Origin of the sequence: Amycolatopsis sp. cg9 (assembly GCF_041346945.1) — a bacterium.
Classification (GTDB): Bacteria; Actinomycetota; Actinomycetes; order Mycobacteriales; family Pseudonocardiaceae; genus Amycolatopsis.
In genome coordinates this window covers 9788225-9813412 of sequence record NZ_CP166850.1, presented here as the reverse complement: position 1 = coordinate 9813412, position 25188 = coordinate 9788225, and the positions used below count along the sequence as shown (strand labels likewise).

At 70.9% G+C, this 25188-nt stretch carries 23 protein-coding genes; 14 read left to right on the top strand and 9 right to left on the bottom strand.

The window, feature by feature from the left end; genetic code table 11:
* The first annotated feature begins 25 nt into the window (after nucleotides 1-25).
* The 3 genes from dapA to AB5J73_RS45015 all read left to right on the top strand — a co-directional run bounded on the left by dapA (nucleotide 26) and on the right by AB5J73_RS45015 (nucleotide 4706).
* Nucleotides 26-1039: a 4-hydroxy-tetrahydrodipicolinate synthase gene (gene dapA / locus AB5J73_RS45025; protein ID WP_370965762.1), complete on the top strand. Its 1014-nt coding sequence runs from the start codon at nucleotides 26-28 to the stop codon at nucleotides 1037-1039.
* Entirely contained in the window at nucleotides 1036-2733 is a 1698-nt protein-coding gene (locus tag AB5J73_RS45020; RefSeq protein WP_370965760.1) for a ribonuclease J, read from the top strand. Before dapA ends, AB5J73_RS45020 begins: the two co-directional genes overlap by 4 nt.
* Nucleotides 2734-3059: 326 nt before the next feature.
* Nucleotides 3060-4706, top strand: coding sequence for a substrate-binding domain-containing protein (locus AB5J73_RS45015; RefSeq protein ID WP_370965758.1), 1647 nt, complete (start codon nucleotides 3060-3062; stop codon nucleotides 4704-4706).
* On the opposite strand, the gene AB5J73_RS45010 is transcribed toward AB5J73_RS45015, so the two are convergent.
* The 5 genes from AB5J73_RS45010 to AB5J73_RS44990 form a co-directional block, all read right to left on the bottom strand.
* Nucleotides 4703-6061: a deoxyguanosinetriphosphate triphosphohydrolase family protein gene (locus tag AB5J73_RS45010; RefSeq protein WP_370965756.1), complete on the bottom strand. Its 1359-nt coding sequence runs from the start codon at nucleotides 6059-6061 to the stop codon at nucleotides 4703-4705. The two genes, AB5J73_RS45015 and AB5J73_RS45010, sit on opposite strands and share 4 nt — an antisense overlap.
* Before the next feature lie 136 nt (nucleotides 6062-6197).
* Nucleotides 6198-7601 (bottom strand): amino acid permease, encoded by a 1404-nt coding sequence (locus AB5J73_RS45005; RefSeq protein ID WP_370965754.1) that lies wholly within the window; start codon nucleotides 7599-7601, stop codon nucleotides 6198-6200.
* A 41-nt stretch (nucleotides 7602-7642) separates the two neighbouring features.
* Nucleotides 7643-8590, bottom strand: coding sequence for a DMT family transporter (locus AB5J73_RS45000; RefSeq protein ID WP_370965752.1), 948 nt, complete (start codon nucleotides 8588-8590; stop codon nucleotides 7643-7645).
* Between the two features lie 49 nt (nucleotides 8591-8639).
* Complete coding sequence (gene wrbA, locus AB5J73_RS44995) at nucleotides 8640-9254, bottom strand: NAD(P)H:quinone oxidoreductase (RefSeq protein WP_370965750.1); 615 nt, start codon at nucleotides 9252-9254, stop codon at nucleotides 8640-8642.
* 34 nt (nucleotides 9255-9288) lie between these two features.
* Nucleotides 9289-10104: a lysophospholipid acyltransferase family protein gene (locus tag AB5J73_RS44990; protein ID WP_370965748.1), complete on the bottom strand. Its 816-nt coding sequence runs from the start codon at nucleotides 10102-10104 to the stop codon at nucleotides 9289-9291.
* Between the two features lie 154 nt (nucleotides 10105-10258).
* On the opposite strand from AB5J73_RS44990, the gene AB5J73_RS44985 reads away from it, so the two are divergent.
* The 4 genes from AB5J73_RS44985 to AB5J73_RS44970 all read left to right on the top strand — a co-directional run bounded on the left by AB5J73_RS44985 (nucleotide 10259) and on the right by AB5J73_RS44970 (nucleotide 15073).
* Nucleotides 10259-12751, top strand: coding sequence for a DNA translocase FtsK (locus tag AB5J73_RS44985; RefSeq protein WP_370965746.1), 2493 nt, complete (start codon nucleotides 10259-10261; stop codon nucleotides 12749-12751).
* 81 nt (nucleotides 12752-12832) lie between these two features.
* Nucleotides 12833-14041, top strand: a complete 1209-nt coding sequence (locus AB5J73_RS44980) for an ATP/GTP-binding protein (RefSeq protein ID WP_370965744.1) — start codon at nucleotides 12833-12835, stop codon at nucleotides 14039-14041.
* On the top strand, nucleotides 14038-14598 hold the full coding sequence (locus AB5J73_RS44975) for an RloB family protein (RefSeq protein ID WP_370965742.1): 561 nt from the start codon (nucleotides 14038-14040) through the stop codon (nucleotides 14596-14598). Before AB5J73_RS44980 ends, AB5J73_RS44975 begins: the two co-directional genes overlap by 4 nt.
* Before the next feature lie 40 nt (nucleotides 14599-14638).
* Nucleotides 14639-15073 (top strand): hypothetical protein, encoded by a 435-nt coding sequence (locus AB5J73_RS44970; protein ID WP_370965740.1) that lies wholly within the window; start codon nucleotides 14639-14641, stop codon nucleotides 15071-15073.
* Here the strand turns inward: AB5J73_RS44970 and AB5J73_RS44965 are convergent.
* The 3 genes from AB5J73_RS44965 to AB5J73_RS44955 form a co-directional block, all read right to left on the bottom strand.
* Nucleotides 15066-15671 (bottom strand): nitroreductase family protein, encoded by a 606-nt coding sequence (locus tag AB5J73_RS44965; RefSeq protein WP_370965738.1) that lies wholly within the window; start codon nucleotides 15669-15671, stop codon nucleotides 15066-15068. The two genes, AB5J73_RS44970 and AB5J73_RS44965, sit on opposite strands and share 8 nt — an antisense overlap.
* Nucleotides 15672-15724: 53 nt before the next feature.
* On the bottom strand, nucleotides 15725-16159 hold the full coding sequence (locus AB5J73_RS44960; protein ID WP_370965736.1) for a phospholipase: 435 nt from the start codon (nucleotides 16157-16159) through the stop codon (nucleotides 15725-15727).
* A 422-nt stretch (nucleotides 16160-16581) separates the two neighbouring features.
* Nucleotides 16582-17100, bottom strand: a complete 519-nt coding sequence (locus tag AB5J73_RS44955; protein ID WP_370965734.1) for an amino-acid N-acetyltransferase — start codon at nucleotides 17098-17100, stop codon at nucleotides 16582-16584.
* An 87-nt stretch (nucleotides 17101-17187) separates the two neighbouring features.
* On the opposite strand from AB5J73_RS44955, the gene rimO reads away from it, so the two are divergent.
* The 7 genes from rimO to AB5J73_RS44920 all read left to right on the top strand — a co-directional run bounded on the left by rimO (nucleotide 17188) and on the right by AB5J73_RS44920 (nucleotide 24174).
* Entirely contained in the window at nucleotides 17188-18624 is a 1437-nt protein-coding gene (gene rimO / locus AB5J73_RS44950) for a 30S ribosomal protein S12 methylthiotransferase RimO (protein ID WP_370965732.1), read from the top strand.
* Nucleotides 18621-19262 carry a CDP-diacylglycerol--glycerol-3-phosphate 3-phosphatidyltransferase gene (gene pgsA / locus AB5J73_RS44945; protein ID WP_370965730.1) on the top strand — a complete coding sequence of 214 codons (642 nt, stop codon included), beginning with the start codon at nucleotides 18621-18623 and terminating at the stop codon, nucleotides 19260-19262. Before rimO ends, pgsA begins: the two co-directional genes overlap by 4 nt.
* A gap of 4 nt (nucleotides 19263-19266) precedes the next feature.
* A complete protein-coding gene (locus AB5J73_RS44940; RefSeq protein WP_370965728.1) occupies nucleotides 19267-19728 on the top strand; it encodes a CinA family protein in 462 nt (153 codons plus the stop codon).
* Nucleotides 19729-19827: 99 nt separating this feature from the next.
* Nucleotides 19828-20286, top strand: a complete 459-nt coding sequence (locus tag AB5J73_RS44935) for a helix-turn-helix domain-containing protein (RefSeq protein WP_191984400.1) — start codon at nucleotides 19828-19830, stop codon at nucleotides 20284-20286.
* Between the two features lie 230 nt (nucleotides 20287-20516).
* Entirely contained in the window at nucleotides 20517-21359 is an 843-nt protein-coding gene (locus tag AB5J73_RS44930; protein WP_370965726.1) for a PspA/IM30 family protein, read from the top strand.
* 31 nt (nucleotides 21360-21390) lie between these two features.
* A complete protein-coding gene (locus tag AB5J73_RS44925) occupies nucleotides 21391-22371 on the top strand; it encodes a hypothetical protein (RefSeq protein ID WP_370965724.1) in 981 nt (326 codons plus the stop codon).
* 396 nt (nucleotides 22372-22767) lie between these two features.
* Nucleotides 22768-24174: an amidase family protein gene (locus tag AB5J73_RS44920; protein WP_370965722.1), complete on the top strand. Its 1407-nt coding sequence runs from the start codon at nucleotides 22768-22770 to the stop codon at nucleotides 24172-24174.
* Here the strand turns inward: AB5J73_RS44920 and AB5J73_RS44915 are convergent.
* Nucleotides 24146-25183, bottom strand: a complete 1038-nt coding sequence (locus AB5J73_RS44915) for a quinone-dependent dihydroorotate dehydrogenase (protein ID WP_370965720.1) — start codon at nucleotides 25181-25183, stop codon at nucleotides 24146-24148. The two genes, AB5J73_RS44920 and AB5J73_RS44915, sit on opposite strands and share 29 nt — an antisense overlap.
* Between the last annotated feature and the right edge of the window lie 5 nt (nucleotides 25184-25188).

The window sequence follows — 25188 nt, the reverse complement described above, 5'->3', positions numbered from 1 at the left end:
CGGTGCGACGGGGTACCGTCTGGGCATGTCCAACCCACCTACCGCAGCGCCCGGACGGCCGTTCGGGCGCGTGCTCACCGCGATGGCCACCCCCTTCGACGCCGACGGGGCGCTGGACCTGAAGCGGGCGCAGGAGCTCGCCGAGCACCTCGTGGAGCTGGGTAACGACGGCCTCGTCATCAACGGCACCACCGGCGAAAGCCCGACCACGACCGACGACGAGAAGCAGCAGCTGATCCGCGCCGTGGTCGAGGCCGTCGGCGACCGCGCGACCGTCGTGGCCGGCGCGGGCACCAACAACACGGCGCACAGCATCGAGCAGGCGAAGCAGGCCGAAGCGGCCGGCGCGCACGGCCTGCTCGTCGTCACCCCGTACTACTCGCGGCCGAGCCAGGCGGGGCTGTACGCGCACTTCACCACCGTCGCGGACAGCAGCGGGCTGCCGGTGATGCTCTACGACATCCCGCCGCGCTCGGTCGTCCCGATCGAGGTCGACACGCTGCTGCGGCTGGCCGAGCACCCGCGCATCGTCGCGGTCAAGGACGCCAAGGGCGACCTCATCGCCGGCTCCGAGGTCATCGCGAACACCCACCTCGCGTACTACTCCGGCGACGACGGCCTGAACCTGCCGTGGATCTCGGTCGGCGGCACCGGCGTGGTGAGTGTGATCGGTCACGTCGTCGCGGGCCGGATCCGCGCGATGATCGACGCCTACGAGAACGGCGACACCTCCACCGCGCGCACCAACCACCGCGGGATGCTGCCGGTGCTGCGCGCGATGTCGCGGGTCGGCGGGGTCGCGTTCAGCAAGGCGGCGCTGCGGCTGCGGGGGTTCGACATCGGCCACCCGAGGCTCCCGATCGCCCCGGCCACCGAGGAGCAGGTGGCCGCGATCGCCGCCGATCTGGCCCAGGGCGGCGTGCCGCTGGGCGACATGGCGGCCCAGGACTGGCATGGTGAGCGGGTGGCACAAGCAGACTCGAGGGCCGCCTACGTGGCGCCGACCTCGCACACCAGCGTTGGGACCCTGCCTCGGTGAGCTCACTTCCCCCCGGTCCAGGCCCCACCAACGCCCCGCCCGCACTCCCCGAGGGAGCCCTGCGCGTAGTCGCGCTGGGCGGCATCGGCGAGGTCGGGCGCAACATGACCGTCTTCGAATTCGGCGGCCGGCTGCTCATCGTCGACTGCGGGGTGCTCTTCCCCGAGGACGACCAGCCCGGCGTCGACTTGATCCTGCCCGACTTCCGCGCGATCGAGGACCGCCTCGACGACATCGAAGGCCTGGTGCTCACCCACGGGCACGAGGACCACATCGGTGCCGTCCCGTTCCTCCTGCGCCTGCGGCCGGACCTGCCGATCTACGGCTCGCGGTTCACCAACGCGCTGCTCGCGGCGAAGGCCAAGGAGCACCGGCAGCGGCCGAAGCTGATCGAGGTCCGCGAGGGCGAGCGCCGCGACGTCGGCGTGTTCAACCTCGAGTTCTTCGCGGTGAACCACTCGATCCCGGACGCGCTGGCCGTCGCCATCCGCACCCCGGCGGGCGTGGTGCTGCACACCGGCGACATCAAGCTCGACCAGCTCCCGCTCGACGGCCGCCTGACGGACCTGGCCGGCTTCTCGCGGCTGGGCGACGAGGGCGTCGACCTGTTCTGCGTCGACTCGACCAACGCCGAGGTGCCCGGTTTCGTCATGCCCGAGCGCGACATCGGCCCGGTGCTCGACGACGTCATCCGCCGCGTGGACCAGCGCGTGATCGTGGCCTGCTTCGCCAGCCACGTCCACCGCGTCCAGCAGGTGCTGGACGCCGCGCACCGGCACGGCCGCCGGATCGCGTTCGTCGGCCGGTCCATGGTCCGCAACATGGGGATCGCGGCCGAGCTGGGCCTGCTGAACGTGCCGGACGGCCTGCTGGTCGACCTCGACCAGGCGAGCACCCTGCCCGAGAGCAAGGTCCTGTTCGTCTCGACGGGCTCGCAGGGCGAGCCCCTCTCGGCGCTGTCGAGGATGGCGCGCGGCGAGCACCGCCAGATCTCGATCCGCGCGGGCGACACGGTCGTGCTGGCCAGCTCGATGATCCCGGGCAACGAGACCGCGGTGTTCGGCGTGGTCAACGGCCTGACCCGGCTCGGCGCGAACGTCGTCCACCAGGGCAACGCGAAGGTGCACGTCTCCGGCCACGCGTCGGCGGGCGAGCTGCTCTACCTGTACAACGCGGTGCGCCCGAGCAACGTGATGCCGGTCCACGGCGAGTGGAAGCACCTGCGCGCGAACGGCGAGCTGGCGATCCGCACCGGCGTGGCCGCGGAGAACGTGGTCATCGCCGAGGACGGCGTGGTCGTCGACCTGGTCGACGGCAAGGCCACCCGCACCGGCCGCGTCGAGGTCGGCCACGTCTACGTCGACGGCCTGTCGGTCGGCGACGTCGGCGAGTCGACCCTGTCCGACCGCCTGGTCCTCGGCGAGGGCGGCTTCATCGCGATCACCGTGGTGGTCGACTCGAACACGGGCCGCGCGGTCAGCAGCCCCGGCGTCTCCGGCCGCGGCTTCTCGGACGACCCGAAGGCCCTCGACGCGGTCGTGCCGCTGGTCGAGATGGAGCTGGCGCGCACCGAGGCCGAAGGCATCACCGACACCCACCGGATCGCCCAGGCGGTCCGCCGCGTGGTCGGCCGCTGGGTGGCGGACACCTACCGCCGCCGCCCGATGATCGTCCCCACGGTCATCCCGGTCTGAGTTTTCCGCTTCGTGAAGGCCACCTCGGATCCTCGAGGTGGCCTTCACGGCGTTCAACGGGCTTTGGTGAGCAGCAGGGCGACAACGACGGTGGCGCTCTGACGGAGAAGCGCCCGGCGAGCCCGGCGCTGTTCGGCACGTGTCGGCTTCATGCGGTCCAGTGTTTCGGCTGACGCGGGGCGGGACATCCCGCTGCGGGACGGGCCGGGTCCCCCTCAGGGATGAGGCCGCCCCTAGGGGCTGTTACGCCGTCTGGACCACGAGATGCCGCTTTGCCGCGGGATAACCTTGATCCCCACCTCGCCTCGCGCAGAGAGGCCGCGCCGATGGGACGTCACTCGCCGGATGGCCGACGCCGGTTGCTGGTTCCCGCGCTCGCCATCGGGCTCGTGCTCGTGCTCGGCGCCGCCACCTGGGTGACCGTGGCCGTCGTGCGGTCGCGGCCCGCGTGCGAGCAGACCACGAACGTCCTGGTGACGGCGTCCGCGGACATCGCGCCCGCGCTGACGATCGTCGCGCGGGGGCTCGACGTCCCGTGCGGGGGCGTCGAGGTGCAGACCAGGGAGGCGACGCAGGCCGCCGAGCGGCTCGCGCTGTCCGACGGGAGCCCGCGCCCGCAGGTGTGGGTGCCCGATTCCACGCTCGCGCTGCGCCGCGCGCACCAGCTCGGGGCCGCCGACGTGCCCGACAGCGGGGCGTCGGTGGCCAGCTCTCCGGTGGTGCTCGGCGTCGCCGCGGACGTCGCCAAGGGCCTCGGCTGGCCCGACCGCACGCCCACGTGGGCGGAGGTCCTGGCCGCGCCGGGTGTCGTCCCGGGGATGCCCGACCCGGCCCGCGATCCGGTCGGCGCGCTGGCGCTGCTCGGCCTCCGCGACAGCGTCAAGGCGGCGCCCGAGGCCTCGGCCGCGTACGTCGCGCTGTTGCGGCGGCTCTCGATCAACACGCTCGGCGCCGAGACGGACCTGATCGCCCGGCTGCCCGGCTCGAGCGACGGCGGTGGCACGGCCGCGGTCACGGCGTTCCCCGCGTCGGAGAACTCCTTGCTGCGCCACAACATCGAGGACACGTCGTCGCCGCTCGTCGCCGTCTACTCGACCGCGGTGCCCACTTTGGACTACCCGTTCGCCGAGCTGGGCGGCATCACCCCGCGGCAACGCCCGATCGTCGACGCGCTGCGCGAGGCCCTGCTCGGCGGCCCCGGCTCCGACGCGATCGCGAAGACGGGGTTGCGCGCCGCGGGCGGCCAGGCGCTGCGCGACCACACTGACGACCCGCGCGTGTCGCCGACGGGCATCCAGGCCGTGAACCTGCCGGCGGCCACCGTCGTCGAAGAACTGCTCAGCCAGTGGGCGGGCATCAACCTGAGCGCGCGCGTGCAGGTGCTGATCGACGTGTCGGGCTCGATGAACGCCCAGGTACCCGGCACGCCGCTGAACCGGATGCAGCTGACGGTCGAGGCGACGCAGAAGGCGTTGCACCTGTTCAAACCGGCGACCCAGCTGCGCATGCTGGCGTTCTCCACCAAGCTCGACGGCGACAAGGACTACCGCGAGATCCTGCCGATGGCCCCGGTGGCCCAGCACCTCGCCAACGGCGCGCTGGACAAGCTCGCGCAGCTGAAGGCGACCGCGGACGGCGGAACCGGCCTCTACGACAGCGTCCTGGACACCTACCGCACCGCCCGCCGCGAGTGGGAGCCCGGCCGGCTCAACCTGGTGATCGTGATGACGGACGGCCGCAACGAGGACCCGCACAGCATCAGCCGCGCGGACCTGCTGGCCGAGCTGGCGAAACTCCAGGACCCGCGACGCCCCATCCCGCTGATCGGCGTGGGCGTCGGCCCGGACGCGGACAAACCGGAACTCGACCAGATCACGGCGGCGACGGGCGGTCAGGCGTTCGTGACCCCGGACCCGGCGAAGATCACGGACGTGTTCTTCGGGGCGCTGAGCCGGATTGCCGGCGGAGGCTAACTGAACCAGGCACCGAACATCGAACCGTGCGACCGGCCGCTGAGCCGCTCGTCCAGATCGACGGCTTGGGCTTCGGTCAGCACGCAGATGTAGTCGACGACCGCCCGTGCTTCCCGCGCTTCCGCGGACCCCTGGTAAGCCGAGTCGAAGTCAGGGTCCCGTCCCAGTTCGCGATAGATCGAGCGAAGCTGGATCGGCAACCGTGGGCTCTTGGGCGATTCGGTCAGGCAGTCGCGGAGCCGGTCGTAGAGGGATTGGACGATCCGTTTCTGCCCCTCCTGCATCACCGCCAAGGACGGCTTGTCGATGACGTAGTACCAAGTGAGCTCCTTCAAAGCTTCGACCAGGTACTGGCAGCGGGCATCGACTGCTATGTGCGGGGGATCCGCCGCGAAGGAAACAGCATTGACGCAGTCGGTGATATTCACCGTCGTGATGACGTTCATCGCGGAGCGGTTCTGGCGGGTGTCCCAGCACGAGGACGTGATCTGCCTGAACCTGCTGATGACTTTGTCCAGTCCGGCATCGAACAGAGCCGGCTCGAAGTCCGGCAGCTTGCCGAGCCGGCGTCGGGCGTGTCTGGCGATGCGGTCCCGGTCGCTCACCAGGTCGTGCAGGGGAATGAGCCCGGCTCGGAAATAGTCCTCGATGTCGTGGGTCGCGTAGGTGATGTCGTCCGCCCAGTCCATGAGGATGGCGTTGGCCGACCTGAGGCTGCCCGTCGCTCCTTTGCGAGCCCAGCGGAAGTCCTCGAGTTCGCTCGCGTACGCACCCCACTTGCTGCCGAATCTGCGATCCGTCCAGGTCGGAGCGGTGAACGGATCGTCTGCGGACCGTGGCCTCGGCCGGGGGTACTTGAGCATCGCGTCGAGTGCGGCCCGGGTGAGGTCGAGACCCGCGTACTCCGTTCTGCGTCTGGCGAGTTTCGTGACGATCCGGAACGACTGGGCATTCCCTTCGAAGCCTTCCAGCCCGGTGGCTCGGCGGAGGCAGGCGTCGAGGACCGGTTCGGAGACGTGCCCGAACGGCGGGTGCCCGATGTCGTGAACGAGTCCTGCCGTTTCGACGACATCGGCCTTGACGCCGGAGTTCTTCCGGAACTCCTGTGCTTCCGCTGAGTCATCCTGCTTCAGGTGCTGAACCAGCCGACGCCCGAGTTGAGCCACTTTGAGGCTGTGGGTGAGGCGGTTGTGCAGTACCCGCTGTTCGTTCACCGCGGCGACTTGGGCCACTCCGGACAGTCGCCGGAACGCCGACGAATAAAGTACCCGGTCGCGGTCTCGTTGATAAGGAGTCCGGAAAGGATCGTTCTCGGATTTTTCATGTCGACGCTTCCACTTTCGTGGTTTCCCCATGGCCGCCCCTCGCTGGTTCGCAGTTGCCGTATACCAACGTCGTGGCCGTCGGCTTGTTACTGCGTGGAAGGAGCAGATCGTCATAGTTGCAGCGTTGTGTCAGATCCGGAAGCATGTTGGGACCCGTGGCCGCCCTCTATTGCGGTTCGGCATCGCTGGTCGCGGCTCGACCGGGTGGGTCGACCGTCGCGGTTGAGCCGGATCGCCGGCGGATGAGGGCGTACACGCCCAGGATCACCGCCAGGCTGATCAGGCTCAGGTACAGCTGCGAACGCGCGTCCGAGTCCACGAACAGCATCGACGCCACCACCGCCAGCGTCAGCGCCAACGTGACCCAGCTCAGCCACGGGTAGCCCCACATCCGCAGCTTCAGCTTCTCCGGCGCCGAAGCCTCCAAAGAACGCCGCATCCGCAGCTGCGAGCCGCAGATGATCGCGTACACGAACAGCGCCACCGCGCCCGCCGAATTGATGATGAAGTAGAAGATCTTGTCCGGGGACACGTAGCTCATCACCACGGCCACGTAACCGACCGAAGTGGACACCAGGATCGCCTTCCACGGGACGCCGCGCGCGTTCGTGTCCGAGATCCACGCCGGGGCCCAGCCGTGGCGGCGCAACGCGAACAGCATGCGGGAGGCCGTGTACAGGCCCGAATTCAGCACCGACAACGCCGCCGTCAGGACGACCGCGCTGACGATCGTCGACGCGGCCGGGACGCCGAAGCGGCCGAACGCCGCCGCGAACGGGCTTGTCTCGCTGGGGATTTCGCGCCACGGCGTGATCATCACCAGCAGGGTCACCGAACCCACGTAGAACACGATCACGCGCCAGACGATCGTCGACGTCGCCTTGCGGACCGCCGTCTCCGGCTGGTCGGACTCCGCGGCCGCGATCGTCACGATCTCCGCGCCGAAGTACGAGAAGATCACGATCACCACGCCGTGGACGACCGAAAAGCCGCCGTGGGGTACGAAACCGTCCAGGCCGATGTTGCCGGCGGAGAAGTGCGCGCCCGGCCAGATGCCGAGCACGAACAGCAGGCCCAGCACCAGGAACACCACGATCGTCGCGACCTTGATCGAGGCCAGCCAGAACTCCGTCTCGCCGAACGACCGCGCCGACGCCAGGTTCGTCGCGGTCAGCAGCAGCATCAGCGCCAGCGAGAACACCCATTGCGGCACCCCGGGAACCCAGCCCTGCAGGATCTTCGCGCCGGCCACCGCTTCGAACGCGACCACGCCGACCCAGAAGTACCAGTACAGCCAGCCGATCGTGAAGCCCGCCCAGCCGCCGAGCGAGTCCCGCGCGTACTCCATGAACGAGCCGAGCGACGGAGCCGCCGTCGCCATCTCGCCGAGCATCCGCATCACGAGGACGACGAGCAGGCCGCCCAGCGCGTACGAGAGCACCGCCGCCGGGCCGACGGTGTGGATCACCGCGCCGCTGCCGATGAACAGGCTCGCGCCGATGATGCCGCCGAGGGCGATCATCCGGACGTGCCGCTGCCGGAGTTCGGGCCGCAGCCCCGACGTCGTCATGGTGGGGGATTCTCGCACCTCGGCGCCAGCTCGTGAAGAACTCAGCTCGTCAGGATCTCGGACTTCCGCTGCACCAGGTACGCGCCGCCGAGCAGGATCGCCGAGCCGAGCAGCTGGAGCCAGGTGAGCTCCTCGCCGAGCAGCGCCCAGGCCGTGATCGTGACGATCACCGGCTCGACCAGTCCCAGCACGCTCGCCACCGACGCCGGCAGGTGCCGCAGCGACGAGATCCCGCAGACGTAGGCCAGCACGGTCGCCACCAGCACCAGCAGGCCGATCAGCAGCCACACCGGCGGGTGCCAGGCGCCGAACCCGACGCCGGTGCCGAGCAGCCCGACCGGCCACGTCCACGGCGGCGCGGCGAAGCTGACCGCGACCGCCCCGATCACCATCCCCCAGGTGACCAGGCCCAGCGGGTCGATGTCGGCCACCGCGCGCTCGCCGAGCAGGAAGTACCCGGCCGAGCACAGCGCCGCGCCGAAGCCGGCGAGCAGGCCGGCGCCGTTCAGCGTCACGCCCTGCCAGACCTGCGCGACCAGCGACAGCCCGACCATCGCCAGTGCGATGCCGCCCCACACCGACCGGGGCAGCCGGTGCCGCCGCACGAACCGCACCCACAGCGCGATGAGCACGGGGGAGACGAACTCCAGCAGGATCGCGATGCCGACCGGGATCCGGCCCGCGGCGACGAAGTAGAGCAGCTGTACGCCGGCGACGCCGAGCAGGCCGTACCCGGCCAGCACCGGGAGCTCGGCCCGGCGCACCCGCAGCTTCCGCGGCGCCACCAGCGCGACCCCGGCGAGCAGCACCAGCCCGGCCAGCGCGATGCGCATCGCGGCCACCTGCTCCGGGGTGATCCCGGCGGACATCGCGGACTTGCCCAGGGTGCCCGACGTGCTGAAGAACAGCGCGGCGAGCAGGACCAGGGTGGTCCCGCGGCCGCGGTGGGCGACCCGGGGCGGGGCGAGGACGGGCAGCTCGGTGGTCACCGTCGCGACTCTAAGGGCGACCGCGTCACTGCCAAAGGGGTTTTTCCGGTTACTCGGCCTGCTTCAGGCCGGTCGCCACGTGCGTCGTGATGGTGGCCAGCCGCCGTCCCTGGACGCGCAGCGCGCCGAGCGCGAGTTCGTCCGGCGCCGCCGACTTGCGCGACACGAACGAGCCGCCGTACGGGTTGCCCGACTCCATCAGGTGCGGGTCGGTGTAGCCGAGCGGCACGACGATCGCGCCCCAGTGGTAGAAGACGTTGTTGATCGCCAGCAGCGTCGACTCCAGGCCGCCGTGCGCCGTGGAGGCGGTCGTGAACGACGTCGCGACCTTGTCCGCGAGCTTCCCCTTCGCCCACAAGCCGCCCGTGCTGTCCAGGAAGGACTTGAGCTGGGCGGCGGGGCCGCCGAACCGGGTCGGGCTGCCCACCGCGAGGCCGTCGGCCCATTCGAGGTCCGCGAGCTCGGCCAGCGCGTGGTGCGGGCCGGAGTCGATCCAGGCCTGCCAGCGCGGGTTCTGCGCGACGGCCCGCTCGGGCGCGGTCTCCGGCACGGTCCGCACCCGCACCTCGGCGCCGGTTTCGCGGGCCCCGGCGGCGAGGGACTCGGCCAGGGCCGCGGTGTTGCCGGTCGAGCTGTAGTAGACGACGAGTATCCGTGTGCTCACGCCCGCCGACTCTAGGGGTGCCGAGCCCGGTGTCTCAGGATCCGGACGCCGGCTTCCACGGGCTGACGGTGTCGGTCGGCCGCGTCGGGTCGTGGAAGCGCGGACGGTCCAGCTCGCCGCGGCGCAGCGGGACCAAGCCGTCGGTGATGGCCTGCATGATCTTCGCGTGCGCGCGCACCCCGGCGCCCGGCCGCGCCGGCTCGACGTCCGAGAGGTCGACGGGGTCGCCGAAGTGCACCTGGAACCGAGGCCGGCGCAGCGGCGCGCTGAGCCCGGAGCGGGCCAGCGGGACCAGGTCGGCCGGGCCGTTGACCGTCTCGGTGCCCCAGTAGACGGCCTCGTGCGCGCCCCACTGGCTGATCGGGATCACCGGCACGCCCGAGGCGAGCGCCAGCCGGGCCGCCCCGGTCTTGCCGCGCTCCGGCCACAGGCCCGGGTCGTGGCTGATCCGGCCCTCGGGGTAGACGATGATCGGCTCGCGCGTGGTCTTCATCGCCTCCACGGCCTCGGCGAACTGCCCGACGGCGGTCCCGGCGTTCTTGCGGTCGACCCGCAGGTGCCCGCTGACCCGCAGCGCCGGCCCGATCACGGGCGCGTCCAGGATGCCGCCCGCCAGCATGAACCGCGGGTTGATGCCGATCCGCTTGCACGCCGCCATCAGCACGAACGCGTCGAACACGCCGATGTGGTTCGCGGTCATGAGCAGCGGCTTGCCCCGCAGCTGCGCCGGGATCCGGCCGGTGACGGTGAGCCGCCCGACCAGGTTCACCAGGCCGCGGTCGATGTTCAGCATCGTCCGCCAGATGGCGGGGGCACGGCGGGGCGGTTCGGCGGTGCGCAGCGCGAGCATGGGCAGAGCATGGCAGACGCCGTTTTCACCCGAATGCGCACTGGCCGGATCGGTTCACCCGGATGGCCGTCCGGCGCCCGGTGTGAGGCAGAAGTTCACCCTGAGCCGAGAGTGGCGCACGGGACGAACGGCCACGGGCGGTTACCGTTGACGCATGGCTGGGTCGGCGACGAGGAAGCGAAGCACGGGAAGCGGCGCGAAGGGGGCAGCGGCGCGTAAGCCGCGTACACCCGCGAAGCCACGTCCACGGTCTTCGCCCGCTCGCAAGCCCGCCCCGCGCCGCAAGACGCCCGGGATCTTCGGCAAGGGCGTCCGCGGCACCTGGAACCTGCTGGCCAAGGGCACCGGAACGCTGGCGCGCACGGTCGGCCGCACCCGCGAGCTCGAGGCCGAGCATCGCCGTGACGGCCTCGCGCTCGGCCTGATCGCGCTGGCCATCGTCGCGGCCGTCGGCGTCTGGTGGCGGGCCGCCGGGCCGATCGGCGCCGGGGTCGAGATCGCCACCCGGACCGTGCTCGGCGCCGGGGCGGTGACGCTGCCGCTGGTGCTGGTCGTGGTCGCCGTCGCGCTGATGCGGTCCGAGCCGCACCCCGAGACGCGCCCGCGGATGGTCATCGGCACCATCATGGTCGTCCTGTCGGTGCTCGGGATGCTGCACATCTTCACCGCGCTGCCGGCCACCAACGACGGCCGGATGTACGCCGGCGGCATCATCGGCGCCTTCTCCGGCGGCCTGCTGACCATGGGTGTCACCACCTGGGTCGCGGTGCCGCTGCTGATCCTCGCGCTCGTCTTCGGCATCCTCGTCTTCACCGGCACGCCGGTCCGCGAGATCCCGCAGCGGCTCCGCAACTGGGGTCTCGACGAAGAGGAGATCGCCGAAGCCGAGGCACTGCGCTCCGGGTTCGCCACCGACGAGGATGCCGTCACCGACGCCGACCCGAAGTCCGCGCGGCTGCGCAAGCCGTCGCGCCGCCGCCAGGCCGCCGACGCGAACCCCGAGCAGCTCGACATCGACGCCGCGCTCGCCGAGGTGCCGACGCCGATCAAGCCGCCGAAGGCCGTGCCCAAGCCGGTCGAGGTGCCCGAGAAGAAGCCGAAGAAGCCCGCGGAGCCCCCGCTGGCGGTCACCCGGACCGTGGAAGGTGACTACCAGCTCCCGCCGCCCGACCTGCTGAAGCTCGGCGACGCGCCGAAGTCCCGCAGCAAGGCCAACGACGCCATGATCGAGGCGATCACCGGCGTGCTGGAGCAGTTCAACGTCGACGCGCAGGTCACCGGCTTCACCCGCGGCCCGACGGTCACGCGCTACGAGGTCGAGCTCGGCCCGGGCGTGAAGGTCGAGAAGATCACGGCGCTGACCAAGAACATCGCCTACGCGGTGGCGACCGACAACGTCCGGCTGCTGGCGCCGATCCCCGGCAAGTCCGCGGTCGGCATCGAGGTGCCCAACTCCGACCGCGAGATGGTCCGCCTGGGCGACGTCCTGCGCGCGCCGTCCACGGTCAAGGACAACCACCCGATGGTGATCGGCCTCGGCAAGGACATCGAGGGCCACTTCGTCACGGCGAACCTGACGAAGATGCCGCACCTGCTGGTCGCGGGCTCCACCGGTTCCGGTAAGTCGAGCTTCGTCAACTCGATGCTGGTGTCGCTGCTCGCGCGGTCGACGCCGGACGAGTGCCGGATGATCCTGATCGACCCGAAGATGGTCGAGCTGACGCCCTACGAGGGCATCCCGCACCTGATCACGCCCATCATCACCCAGCCGAAGAAGGCGGCCGCCGCGCTGGCCTGGCTGGTGGAGGAGATGGAGCAGCGCTACCAGGACATGCAGGTCAACAAGGTCCGGCACATCGACGACTACAACAAGAAGGTGAAGTCCGGCGAGATCACCGCGCCGCCGGGGTCCGAGCGCGAGTACCGGCCGTACCCGTACATCATGGCGATCGTCGACGAGCTCGCCGACCTGATGATGACCGCCCCGCGCGACGTCGAGGACGCGATCGTCCGGATCACCCAGAAGGCCCGCGCCGCCGGCATCCACCTGGTCCTGGCCACGCAGCGGCCGTCGGTCGACGTCGTCACCGGCCTGATCAAGACCAACGTGCCTTCGCGGCTGGCGTTCGCGACGTCGTCGCTGACCGACTCGCGGGTCATCCTCGACCAGCCGGGCGCGGAGAAGCTGATCGGCATGGGCGACGCGCTCTACCTGCCGATGGGCGCCGGCAAGCCGGTCCGCATCCAGGGCGCGTTCGTCGGTGACGAGGAGATCGCCGCGGTCGTCAACTACGCCAAGGAGCAGGCGCAGCCGGACTACCAGGACGGCGTCACGGCGCAGAAGGCCGGCGAGAAGAAGGAGATCGACCCGGACATCGGGGACGACCTGGACGTCCTGCTGCAGGCGGCGGAGCTGATCGTGACGTCCCAGTTCGGCTCGACGTCGATGCTGCAGCGCAAGCTCCGGGTCGGCTTCGCCAAGGCCGGCCGGCTGATGGACCTGCTGGAAAGCCGCGGCGTGGTCGGCCCGTCGGAGGGCTCGAAGGCCCGCGACGTGCTGATCAAGCCGGAGGAGCTGGAAGGCGTCCTGTTCATGATCCGCGGCGGCGGCCCGGTGGACGCGGACGCCGGCGGCGAGGACGAATAGGTCCCTGGTTGATGCTTGAGGCTGTTCTGTGCGGTTTACTGGTACGGAATGGCTCGAAGCTTCGCCAGGGAGGTGATCAGGGTGCTGCTGAGCTTCCGGCTGGGCAACCACCGTTCGTTCCGGGACGAGCAGGAGCTCCTCCTGATGCCGGCGCTGCCGGGCGACGATCGGCCCGCGGTGCCGGTGATCGCTGTCTACGGCGCCAACGCGTCCGGCAAGTCGAACCTCTTCAAAGCCATGGCCATGGTGATGCGGGCCGTCATGAACCGGCACCTCCCCGGTCGCCACGACATCGTGGCCGTTCAGGACCCCTTCCGGTTGGATCCCGAGGCGGAACCACGGCCGTCCACGTTCGTGTTCGAACTGATCGCCGAAGGTGTCGCGTACACCTACGGCTTCCTCCTGGACGGGTACGAAGTAGTCGAGGAGTGGCTGTACTCCTATCCGGAGAAGAGGAAGCGAGTCGTCTTCGAGCGTGGCCGGGAAGGCATCAAGTTCGGCACCACGGTGGCCGATTCCAAGCCGAAGCTGGATGTCCTGGAAGAGCTGATCCGGCCGACGGCGCTGTTCCTCAGCGTGTGCGACCGGCTCGAACTCGGTCCGCTGATGCCGGTCTACCGGTGGTTCACTTCCGGGTTGCTGGTCAACGGCTTGGGCGGCGGGTGGTTCGACTCGGAATACTTGCAGTGGGTCGTCGGCGACCACCTGCTCCGGAACCCGGAACACCGGCAACGCATGGTTTCCCTGCTCAGTGTCGCCGACATCGGCATCGTCGATGTGGTCGTGAAGGAGCGGGAGGGCTCGCATCGGCGCCGTTCTGGTGAGTTCGACCTGGAACTGAAGCTGCTCCACGGTGCCGCTCGGGAGCCGTTCGACTTTGATGACGAGTCTTCGGGGACGCGCAACTGGATCGGGCTTCTGCCGCAGGTGCTTTCGGCGCTGGACAGGGGGTTGGTCCTGCTGGTCGACGAGATCGACGCCAGCCTGCACCCGCTGCTGACGGCGAAACTCGTGGGCTTGTTCCAGGATGCCGACGTGAACCCCAAGGGCGCGCAGCTGATCTTCACCACGCACGACACCAGTCTGCTCGGGAGCATGCTCGGTGAGCACGTGCTCGACCGGGACCAGATCTGGTTCGTCGACCGGGACGCGCAGGGCGCGAGCAGTCTTTATCCGCTCACCGACTTCAAACCGCGCAAGGACCAGAACACCGAGCGGCGTTATCTCGCGGGCAGTTATGGTGCCGTGCCGGTGCTGGGTGACTTCGCGGAGGCGCTGCGCAACCGATGAACCGTCGCGAAAACAGCAGGCGGCGCAGGGCGCCGTTCCGGGACCCGCGTTTGTCGATCCTCGTCGTCTGCGGAGCGGCGGCGACCGAACCGGCCTATTTCGACGGGTTGAAGCGACTCCGGCGAAATCCGGCCGTCACGGTGAAAATCAAGGCGAAACCGGCGGATCCCGAGACCGTCGTCAGGTACGCGGCCGGGCTCGCAAGTCGCGAAGCGGGGTACGACGAAGTCTGGTGTGTCGTCGACGTCGATGAGTTCGACCTGGACAAGGCCGTGGAGACGGCGGGCCGGCTTCAGGTGAATCTGGCGGTTTCGAACCCGTGTTTCGAATACTGGTTGTTGCTGCACTTCGAGGCGTGCGTAGCACCGTTGACCTGCTGCGGGGACGTGGAGAAACGGCTCCTTCGACATGTTCCCGGCTATCGCAAGTCGGCGTTGCGGTTCAACGACTACGCGGACGGGGTCGACGTGGCCGTCGAACGAGCACGCCATCCCGACGCTGGGCATGGCCGCAACCCGTCCACCCAGGTCGGCAGGCTGATCGAGAAGATCAACTAGCCGGTGCAACCCGCCGCCGGGTCCGTTCCGTCCTGAACACGTGGACCTACAGCGATTCGTAGCCGGACTGTTCGCCTTCGCCGTCGTCACGGTGGGCGCCGGGAGCTCGGTCGCCACCGGGCAGCCCGTCGCCCCCGGCTCCGCCGCGCCACCGTCGCCGACGGTGAGCGCCCCGGCGGGCCACGACGTCACCCTGCGGCTCGGGCAGGAAGCCGCCGTGCAGGGCAAGGACCTGACCGTGCGCTACACCCGGGTCGTCGCGGACTCGCGGTGCCGCCCGAACATGACGTGCATCTGGCAGGGGGAAGCCACGCTGGCGTTCCTGCTGAAGGAGCCCGGCCGCGGCGAGAGCACCACGGCCGAGCTGCACAGCGGCCCGCGCACCGGCCCGCAGGCGACGTCGTTCGCGGCCAGCCGGATCGAACTGGTGTCGGTCAGCGACGACGGCGGGCAGGCCACGGTCCGGATCAGCTGAGCGGCGTGCCCCAGTGGTCCTGGTAGGCCACCTCGGACAGCGGGGTCCGCGGCGCGGGCTTGAAGTCCGGCACCGTCGTGTACGCCACCGGCAGCAGCCCGGCCTGCGTGTGGCCGTCCGGGATGCCGAGGATCTCGGCCGCCTCGGCCTCGCGGGAGAGGTGGTACGTCGTGAGCGTCGAGCCCAGGCCGCGCGAGCGCAGGGCCAGCTGGAGGTTCCACACCGCTGGGAAGATGCCGCCGTAGAAGGCCGCGTCGGCCGCGTTGTCGCCGGTCGGGCGGCCCTGCAGGACCGGGATCACGAACACCGGGACGCGCTCGATCACGTCGATCAGGTGCTGCCCGGACGCCAGCGCCCGCGGGTCGCCGGTCTTCGTCGCGAGGTAGGCCTCACCGACCTCGCGGAACAGCACGCCGAGCCGGTTCTTGACCTCCTGGTCGCGCACCACGAGCCAGCGCCAGGCCTGGACGTTGCCGGGCGTCGGCGCCTGCAGCGCCAGGTTCAGGCACTCCTCGACGACCCCGGGTTCGACCGGCCGGTCGAGGTCGAGCTTGCGGCGCACCGCGCGGGTCGTGCTGAGCAGGTGATCGATCTCCATGCCCCCATCCTGGCCCAGGCGCGCGCGAGCGCACCCGGGGCCAGGGGGACGGCTCAGCCGCCGAACTTGCGGACCGCCTGGTAGTACGTCCAGGCGGCGCCCTTGCAGGCCACGTTGGACCCGCAGACGCTCTTCAGGTCGCTGTAGAGGTTGTCGTCGATCTTCAGCCGGTTCGCCTCGGTGAAGCGGCCCTGCTTCTTGTAGTTGCGGTAGCCGAAGTCGTGCCGGTGGCAGCCGGGCAGGAACTGCCAGCCGAACGGCGTGTCCGGCGACCACGAGCAGCCGTCCGACGACCAGTCGAGCTGGCCGGAGTAGGGCGCCTGGTTCCGGATCGACTCGAACCCGGACAGGGACGTGGAGAAGAGGTACTGGTCGGTGACCGTCGGGATGTCGACGGCCGCCGCGGTGCCGGCGCCCGCGAGGACGCCTCCGCCGACAGTCACGGCCACCGCCACGGTGGCCCCCAGGTTCCGCAGTGTCGTGCGCATCGTTGCTTCCTTGCCGATCGAGTGACTTGGTGCCCGATCAGCTTCGGCCAGCGCAGTGGTGCAGGTCACCGCCCGAAAGGATGTTGTCGGGAAAATTTCCCCCTGACTTCGCCCCCTAGGTGGGAATTGGCCAGATGACTTAGGGGTTGCGCGCCCGGACGGTCCCGATGTCATGAACGACTCGTTCACCACGCCGGACCCATTCGCGACACCACAGCGGCCCACCACGTCATGAAAGGGTCGTTCACCTCGCCAGACGACATGAACGACCCTTTCATGACGTTCCCGCGACGCCGGGCGGACCGCGCGGCCACGACTTTGCGGGGACCCCGGCGCCAGACGTCATGAACGACTCGTTCATGACGTTCTTCCGGGACCACGGCGACGCGTGCTCGGACGGGCGAGCGCCGGCTAGGGGTGGCTCAGAGCTGCAGCAGCATCCGCGAATTGCCCAGTGTGTTCGGCTTCACGTACGGCAGGTCGAGGAACTCGGCCACACCCGTGTCGTGCGAGCGCCGCATCTCCTCGTACACCTCGTGCGAGACCGGCGTCCCGTCGATCTCCACGAACCCGTGCCCGGCGAAGAAGCTCGTCTCGAAGGTCAGCACGAACAGCCGGCGGAGACCGAGCTCACGGGCCTCCTCGACCAGCCGGGCCACCAGCACCCGCCCGACGCCCTGGCCGCGGACCGCCTTGTCGACCACCACCGTGCGCAGCTCGGCGATGTCCTCCCAGAGCACGTGCAGGGCGGCCGCGCCGACCACCTCGTCACCCACCTCGGCGACCCAGAACTCCTGGACGTCCTCGTACAGCGTGACCAGGTCCTTCTCCAGCAGGACGCGCCCGGCGTCCGAGTCGACGAGGGTCTTGATCTTGCGGACGTCGGCGATCCGCGCGCGGCGGACGGTCGGGCTGGGGGAGTCGGACGGCACGATCGTCAAGCCTGCCACATCGCCTGTGGTGCGCGGCGACACGACCGGGCTACGCCGTCGTCAAGCCGCGTGCACCCGGCGGCTACCCTGAACGTCGTGCCTTCCCCTGCCACTGACCCAGCCGCCACCCGACGCGTCTCCCTGCTGACCCTGGGCTGCGCCCGCAACGAGGTCGACTCGGAGGAGCTGGCGGGCCGGCTCGCGGCCGGCGGCTGGGAGCTGGCGGCCGATCCCGAAGAGTCCGACGTCGTGGTGGTCAACACCTGCGGCTTCGTCGAATCGGCCAAAAAGGACTCGGTCGACACGCTGCTGGCGGCGTCGGACACCGGCAAGAAGGTCGTCGCCGTCGGCTGCATGGCCGAGCGCTACGGCCACGAGCTCGCCGACAGCCTCCCCGAGGCCGACGCTGTCCTGGGCTTCGACCACTACGCCGACCTCTCGGCCCGGCTCGACGACGTCGTCGCCGGCCGCAAGATCGCCTCGCACACCCCCGGCGACCGCCGCAAGCTGCTGCCGATCAGCCCGGTCCAGCGGCCCGCCGCCGCGGAGACCGTGGAGGTCCCGGGGCACGCGCAGCACGGCTGGGGGCCCCGGGTGCTGCGCACGCGCCTCGACGACTCGCCGGTGGCCGCGCTGAAGATCGCCTCCGGCTGCGACCGGCGCTGCTCGTTCTGCGCGATCCCGTCGTTCCGCGGCTCCTTCGTCTCGCGGCAGCCCGACGAGATCGTCGCCGAAGCGATGTGGCTGGCCGAAAACGGCGTCAAGGAGCTGTTCCTGGTCAGCGAGAACTCGACGTCCTACGGCAAGGACTTCGGCCGCGACGGCGCCACCGCGCTGGAGCGCCTGCTGCCGCGCCTGGCGGAGATCGAGGGCATCGAGCGCGTCCGCGTCTCCTACCTGCAGCCGGCCGAGACGCGCCCCCAGCTGGTCAAGGCCATCGCCACCACGCCGGGCGTCGCGGAGTACTTCGACCTGTCGTTCCAGCACTCCAGCGAGCAGGTGCTGCGCCGGATGCGCCGGTTCGGCTCGACCGACTCGTTCCTGGCGCTGACCGAGCAGATCCGCGAGTACGCGCCCGAAGCGGGCATCCGGACCAACGTGATCGTCGGCTTCCCCGGCGAGACCGAGCACGACCTGGCCGAGCTCGAGCGCTTCCTGACCGGCGCGCGCCTCGACGCGGTCGGCGTCTTCGGCTACTCCGACGAGGACGGCACCGAGGCCGAGGGCTTCGACGGCAAGCTGGACGCCGAAGAGGTGGCGAAGCGGGTCACGCGGATCTCGGCGCTGGTCGAGGAGCTGACCGCGCAGCGCGCCGAGGACCGGATCGGCACCTTCGTCGACGTGCTGGTCGAGCTGGACGACGACGGCGAGCTCACCGGCCGCGCCGCGCACCAGGCCCCCGAGGTCGACGGCGAGTGCGTGATCCTCGACGCGCCGGAGAAGGTGCAGGTGGGCGACTTCCTGCGGTGCGAGGTCGTGGACTCGGCGGGTGTCGACCTGATCGTCCGCGCGGTACCGGACGCCGACCGGTGAGTGCGCTCCCCAGCGACGCCGCCGACGAAGGCCTGACCCGCGACGCTCCCGCCCAGGTCCCCGAGCCGACCCCGGTCCCGACGCTCAACGTGGCGAACCTGCTGACGCTGTCGCGGCTGGTGCTGGTGCCGCTGTTCGTCGTCGCGCTGTTCGTCGGCGACGGCCACGACACGACCTGGCGCGCGATCGCGACCGGCCTGTTCGCCATCGCGTCGGCGACCGACCAGCTGGACGGCTGGGTGGCCCGCAAGTACGGCCTGATCACCGACTTCGGCAAGATCGCCGACCCGATCGCCGACAAGGCGCTGACCGGCGCCGCGCTGGTCGGGCTGAGCGTCCTGGGCGAACTCGGCTGGTGGGTCACGATCGTCATCGCGGTCCGCGAGATCGGCGTGACGCTCCTGCGCTTCTGGGTGATCCGCCACGGCGTGATCCCGGCGAGCCGCGGGGGGAAGGCGAAGACGATGGCGCAGATCGCGGCCATCGTGGCGTACCTGCTGCCCCTGCCGGCGGGCGCGGACCCGGTCCGCTGGTCGCTGATGGGCCTGGCCCTGGTCCTGACCGTGGTGACCGGCGTGGACTACCTGGTCCGCGCGATCCGGCTGCGCGCGGCCGGGCGCCGGGTCACCGGGAGCTGAGCGGGTGGAGGCGCGGCAGCTGGTCGCGACCCTGACCGCGCGGGGCGAGACCGTCGCCGCGGCCGAGTCGCTGACCGCCGGGCTGGTCTGCGCCACCCTGGCGACGGTGCCGGGCGCCAGCGCGGTCCTGCGTGGCGGGCTCGTGGTCTACGCCACCGAACTCAAGACCGTCCTCGCCGGCGTCGACGCCGGTCTCCTGGCCGAGCACGGCGCCGTCCACCCCGAGGTCGCCGCGCAGCTCGCCGAGGGTGCCCGCGAGCGGTGCGGGGCCACCTGGGGCCTCGGGCTCACCGGGGTGGCGGGCCCGTCGCCGCAGGACGGCGTCGAGCCCGGAACAGTGCACGTCGGGCTGGCCGGGCGGGGAACACGTACAGTCCGTACCCTGGCCTTGAGCGGGGATCGCGACTTGATCAGGACCCGATCGGTCCAGGCCGCGTTTGCCCTGCTCGGGGAACATCTGACGTGAATCGGGCGTTCGCCCTTGGCGTACGGGCACACCAACTCCTGCGCCCAGGGCACCGCTCTGGGTAACGTAGGGGGTACTTGTACGGAAGGGAGGCGCGTGATGACCGTGCTGTTGCGTGAGGCGATCGGTGATCGGCTCCGTCATGCCCGCACCAACCAGCGTCGTACGCTGCGCGACATCTCCCGCGCCGCCAGGGTCAGCCTCGGCTACCTCTCGGAGGTGGAACGGGGCCAGAAGGAGGCGTCGAGCGAGCTGCTCGCGTCCATCTGCCAGGCCCTGGACCTTCCGCTCGGCGAGTTGCTGCACAACGTGGCGGCGGACGTTTCGGCCCTCGACACCGTCGAGGTCGCACCGGTCGACGAGCGGATCGTGGAAGGCGCGCCCCGGGAAAAGCGGGGTGCCGAGGCTTCGGCGGCCGGCATCGAGGGCGGTCGCCTGATGTCCGAGCTGATCGGGAACGACCTCGCCGACCTGCGGGTTTCCCCGGCACCGAGGATGAACACCACCCTGCGGACGACGATCGGCCAGCCCAAGCTGGCCTCGACCATCGCCGCATAGTCACAGGTCGGACACGACGACGGCCCCGGGCAACCCGCCCGGGGCCGTTCGCGTTGCCTACTCGGGGTGATCAGGGCGATCCCTGAATTCCGCCGGGTCGCCTGGAACGGACGTGGCCGACCTGACACGATGGAACCCAACGCCGGGGTCGGTGCGTTGCAGAAGCAGGGGAGCGACGCCCCACCCCGAGTACTCAAGGCCCGTGGGACGCAAGAAGGCAGGCGGAGGAGATGGCCAACCCGTTCGTGAAGTTCTGGAAGTACATGATGGCGGCGTTCTCGTCGAAGATCGACGAACACGCCGACCCGAAGGTACAGATCCAGCAGGCCATCGAGGAGGCGCAGCGCAACCACCAGGCGCTGACGCAGCAGGCCGCCTCCGTGATCGGCAACCAGCGGCAGCTGGAGATGAAGCTCAACCGGCAGCTCGGCGACGTCGAAAAGCTGCAGGCGTCCACCCGGCAGGCGCTCGTCCTCGCGGACGAGGCCCGCACCAAGGGTGACGAGCAGAAGGCCGTCGAGTTCGAGAACGCCGCGGAGAGCTTCGCGACGCAGCTCGTCACGGCCGAGCAGAACATCGAGGACCTGAAGACGCTGCACGACCAGTCGCTGCAGGCGGCGGCCCAGGCCAAGAAGGCCGTGGAGCGCAACTCGCAGATGCTGCAGCAGAAGCTGGCCGAGCGCACCAAGCTGCTCTCGCAGCTGGAGCAGGCGAAGATGCAGGAGCAGGTCTCCGCTTCGCTGAACCAGATGAGCCAGCTGGCCGCGCCGGGCAACACGCCGTCGCTGGAAGAGGTCCGCGACAAGATCGAGAAGCGCTACACCACGGCGCTCGGGCAGGCGGAGCTCGCCCAGAACTCGGTCCAGGGGCGCATGATGGAGGTCCAGGCCTCGACCACGCAGCTGGCGGGCCACTCGCGCCTCGAGCAGATCCGCGCGTCGATGCGCGGTGACTCGGTCGCGCAGGTGACCGACGGTGGCGCGGCGGCCCAGAAGCCGGCGAGCAGCTCGGCGGACATCCAGCGCGAGATCCAGGCGCGCGTGCAGGCCGAGCAGGGCAAGAACCCGGCCTGACGCGGGCGACCGGATCGAAGAGGGGGCGAGCATGGGGCAGCAGGGCAAGCGGCGTGACTTCGGCGAACTGAGCGCCAAGCTGGAGAAGCACATCGAGAAGCTGCCCGACTACGCCGTGCGCGCCCAGGAAAAGCTCCAGAAGGTGCAGAAGTACTTCCCGCCGGCCGACCAGGCCGGCGGGAAGCCCGCCCGCCCCAACCCGCTGCAGCGGCCGCCGGTGCGGCGGCCCGACATGACGGCTTCGCTGTCGTCGATGGCCAACCAGGTCCCGGCGTTCGCCGAGGCCCGGGCCAAGTGGGACCGCTGGAACCACCCGGCCGCGAAGCTCGAACGCCGCAAGCGCCGGACGGCGAAGGCCCTGACACTGTGGATCCTCCTCACGATCCTGTGCGGCGTCGTCACCGTGGCGGCCGCCGTGGGCTGGATCAGCCCGACCGGCGCCGCGATGATGCCGCAGGCGATCACGGCGTTCGCCGGGGTCGTCATCTTCGGCACGTTCAGCGTCCGGTCCGGCCTCAAGCTGCGCGACCTGAAGCGCACCCCCATCCCGGCGGCGCCGGCCGGACCGCCGCCGCTGCCACCCGCCCGGTCGGCGGCTCGTGAACCCATGGAACGGCTCGCCGAGTGCGAAGCGTCGCTGGGCGAGCTGCTGCGCCAGCTTTCGGTGCCCTCTCCGGTGGGCACGGTCCCGGTGTCCGAGGTGTCCGTCGCGGACGCCCGGCAGACGGCGAGCGAAGCGGCGGTGGCGCTGCGCGGCCTCGCGGCCCGCATCCAGGCGATCGAGCGCGGCCGCGACTCCGCGCCGGCTCGGGAGAAGGCCGCTTTGGACGCGGCGGTCGGCAAGCTCCGCGAACAGCTCGACGACGGCATCGAGGGCTACCGCGGCCTGGTCGCCGCGGCGGGCCACACCGTCGCCGCCTCCAGCGACGGCCTGGTGACGTCGAAGCAGGACCTCACCGACGCGACGGACCGCCTGGCGGGGCTCGCGATGGCGCTGCGCGAGCTCTCCTGACCATGCGATTCCGCTCGGCTGGCCCGTGCGCCGAGGCGGAATCCGGCTGATCCCACGCGGATCCCACGATTTTCCCGACGATCACGCGAATCCGCCTCCCGCTGCGCCATCCGGGGGTCCCGCTCCGCCGTTCGGGGGCGCCCGCCCGGGCGTTCCGCCCGTTCGTCACCCGGCGTGCGTGATCGTGCGTTTCACCCCGGCGTCGCGCCCTGTTCACCTCTTGGTGCCGAAACACGCGCGTAATCGGAAACTGATCGCGACGGAAACGTCCGCGAACTAACGTTTCTGTCATGCATGCAGAGGTGTCACTCGCCGGGAGGCCCGCCGTGCACTGAGGTTCGCCGGCGCCGACCGTACACAGTGGACTTTCTCGACCCGCCGAGGAAAGGACGCCCCGTGAACACGCTCCCGCCGGACCCGGACCCCGTGCCGGTCACCCCGCCCACCGCCTCGCACCGCGTCATCGCCGCCTTCGAGCGCATCACCGAAGCCGGCCGCCCCGAAATCTGGACCACCCTCCGGGCCGTCGAAGACGTCCTCGTCGACGCCAAGACCGTCGACGAACGCGTCAAGGCCGGGGAAGACCTCCCGCTGGCCGGCACCGTCGTCGCCGTGCCGGACCTGATCGACGTCGCCGGGCAGCGGTCCGCGAGCGGCGTCCCGGAAACCAGCGCGACGGTCGTCGCCCGGCTCACCGCCGCGGGGGCCATCGTGCTCGGCAAGACCGGTGCCGCCATGGTTTCCGGCGCGTGGGACCGCACCAGGGCCGGTGGCAGCGGGGCGGGGGTCGCCGTCGCGCTGGGCATCGTCGACCTGGCGCTGAGCACCGGGGGACCCGTCCCCGCGGCGCTGAACGCCGTGGCCGCCGTGCAGCCGACGCGCGGACTGCTGCCCGCCCCCGACGGCGTCTCCGTGTACTCGAACGGCCTGGTCCCGGCGCACCGCGCGCTCACCCTGATGACCGGCGGCGAGCGGTCCTGGCCCGCCGACGTCCGCCTCGGGGCCGGCGAGCACCCGCGGATTGCCTACCCCGCCGACCTGCCCCTGGGCGAGGGGGCGCGCCTGGCGCTCGAAACCGTCGTCGCCCGGCTGCGGGCGTCGGGGGCCGTGCTCATCCCGGTTTCCGCGCGGGAGCCCGGGTTCGACGGGTTCGACGCCCTCGTCGTGCCCACCGTGCCGGAGCACCCCGGGATCGCCGAGGCGCTGGCCGACCCGGCCGGGGTGGGCCACCGCCTGGCCTCGTGCACGGCGTTCGCGAACCTGCTCGACGTGGCCGCGGTGTCCGTCCCGGTGCTGCCGGGCGACCGCCGCCCCTTCGGTGTCACCTTCCTGACGCGGGCGTTCGAGGACCAGATCGCCCTCGACCTCGCGACCGTGTGCACGGACGAGCCGATGACGCCCTACCCCGAGCCGGGCGAAGACGTGGTCGTGTTCGGCGCGCACCTGCGCGGCCAGCCGCTCAACGGGGAGCTCACCGGCCTTGGCGCCCGGTTCGGCGGACCGGTCCGGACCATCGAGGGCTACCGGATGGTGCTCCTGGGCACCGAGCCGCCGCAGCCCGGCGTGCTGGCGGGCGGCGCCGTGCTCGACGGCGAACGCTGGCGGCTCTCCCCGGCCGCCTTCGAACGGTTCGCCGCCGCGCTCAAGGAACCCTTCGTGCTCGACCGCGTCGAGCTGGACGACGGCACCGCCCCGCTCGCCGTCCGGTGCCTCGCCGCGGACGGGCCCGGCCTGGACCGCTACGAGTCCTGGCGCGGGTACGTCCGGTTCGCTTCTACCGCCGGGCCGCGAGACCCCGGCTGACCCGGCGCACCAGGCCCGGCCCGTGCAGCGCGAAACCCGTGTAGAGCTGCACGAGCGACGCACCGGCGTCCACGAGCCGGAGCGCGTCGTCCGGGCCCAGGACGCCGCCGACGCCGATGATCGGCAGGTTCCCGCCGGTGTGGTCGTGCACGAACCGCACGACCTCGGCCGCGCGGGTCGTCAGCGGCCGGCCGGACAGCCCTCCCGCCTGTCCGGCCAGGCCGCTCTCCGCGGCCGCGATGCCGTCGCGGGAGAGCGTCGTGTTCGTCGCGATGATCCCGGCGACGCCGTGCTCGACCGCGACTTCCAGCAGCTCGCCCAGCGCGTCGTCGGTCAGGTCGGGCGCGACCTTCACCAGCAGCGGCGTCGGCGTGCCCGCGCCGGCCAGCTCCGCCGACGTCGAACGCAGCTCGCCGAGCAGCTCGGCCAGCGCGGCGCGGTCCTGCAGCTGCCGCAGCCCCGGCGTGTTCGGGGAGCTGACGTTGATCGCGAAGTAGTCCGCGTACGGGTACAGCGCCCGCAGCGAGAACCGGTAGTCCTCGACGGCGTCTTCGAGCGGCGTCACCTTCGACTTGCCGATGCTGACCCCCAGCGGGACGCCGGGTTTGCCGGCGCGGGCCAGCTTGGCCGCGAGCGCTTCGGCGCCGTCGTTGTTGAAGCCCATGCGGTTGATGACCGCGTCGCTCGCGGGGAGGCTGAACAGCCGCGGCTTCGGGTTGCCCGGCTGCGCCAGCCGCGTCACCGTGCCGACCTCGACGAAGCCGAAGCCCAGCGCGGCCCACGCGGCCAGCGCGCGGCCGTTCTTGTCCATCCCGGCGGCCAGGCCGACGCGGTTGGGGAAGCGCAGGCCCAGCACCGTCACCGGGTCGTCGACGCGGAGGGCGCCGCCGAGCGCGGGCGCGACCTTGCCGAGCCGGGAAAGGACGCCGATCGTGCGCTCGTGCACCAGCTCGGGGTCGTGGTAGGACAGCCGGTACAGCGCCGGGCGGACGATCTTGTCGAAGAACACGCCCC

Excerpts from the sequence above, each read along its gene's own strand:
- dapA (WP_370965762.1), top strand. The coding sequence starts at position 26 with ATGTCCAACCCACCTACCGCAGCGCCCGGACGGCCGTTCGGGCGCGTG.
- AB5J73_RS45015 (WP_370965758.1), top strand. The coding sequence starts at position 3,060 with ATGGGACGTCACTCGCCGGATGGCCGACGCCGGTTGCTGGTTCCCGCG.
- AB5J73_RS45010 (WP_370965756.1), bottom strand. The coding sequence starts at position 6,061 with ATGGGGAAACCACGAAAGTGGAAGCGTCGACATGAAAAATCCGAGAAC.
- AB5J73_RS45005 (WP_370965754.1), bottom strand. The coding sequence starts at position 7,601 with ATGACGACGTCGGGGCTGCGGCCCGAACTCCGGCAGCGGCACGTCCGG.
- AB5J73_RS44990 (WP_370965748.1), bottom strand. The coding sequence starts at position 10,104 with ATGCTCGCGCTGCGCACCGCCGAACCGCCCCGCCGTGCCCCCGCCATC.
- AB5J73_RS44985 (WP_370965746.1), top strand. The coding sequence starts at position 10,259 with ATGGCTGGGTCGGCGACGAGGAAGCGAAGCACGGGAAGCGGCGCGAAG.
- AB5J73_RS44975 (WP_370965742.1), top strand. The coding sequence starts at position 14,038 with ATGAACCGTCGCGAAAACAGCAGGCGGCGCAGGGCGCCGTTCCGGGAC.
- AB5J73_RS44965 (WP_370965738.1), bottom strand. The coding sequence starts at position 15,671 with ATGGAGATCGATCACCTGCTCAGCACGACCCGCGCGGTGCGCCGCAAG.
- AB5J73_RS44960 (WP_370965736.1), bottom strand. The coding sequence starts at position 16,159 with ATGCGCACGACACTGCGGAACCTGGGGGCCACCGTGGCGGTGGCCGTG.
- AB5J73_RS44935 (WP_191984400.1), top strand. The coding sequence starts at position 19,828 with ATGACCGTGCTGTTGCGTGAGGCGATCGGTGATCGGCTCCGTCATGCC.
- AB5J73_RS44930 (WP_370965726.1), top strand. The coding sequence starts at position 20,517 with ATGGCCAACCCGTTCGTGAAGTTCTGGAAGTACATGATGGCGGCGTTC.
- AB5J73_RS44925 (WP_370965724.1), top strand. The coding sequence starts at position 21,391 with ATGGGGCAGCAGGGCAAGCGGCGTGACTTCGGCGAACTGAGCGCCAAG.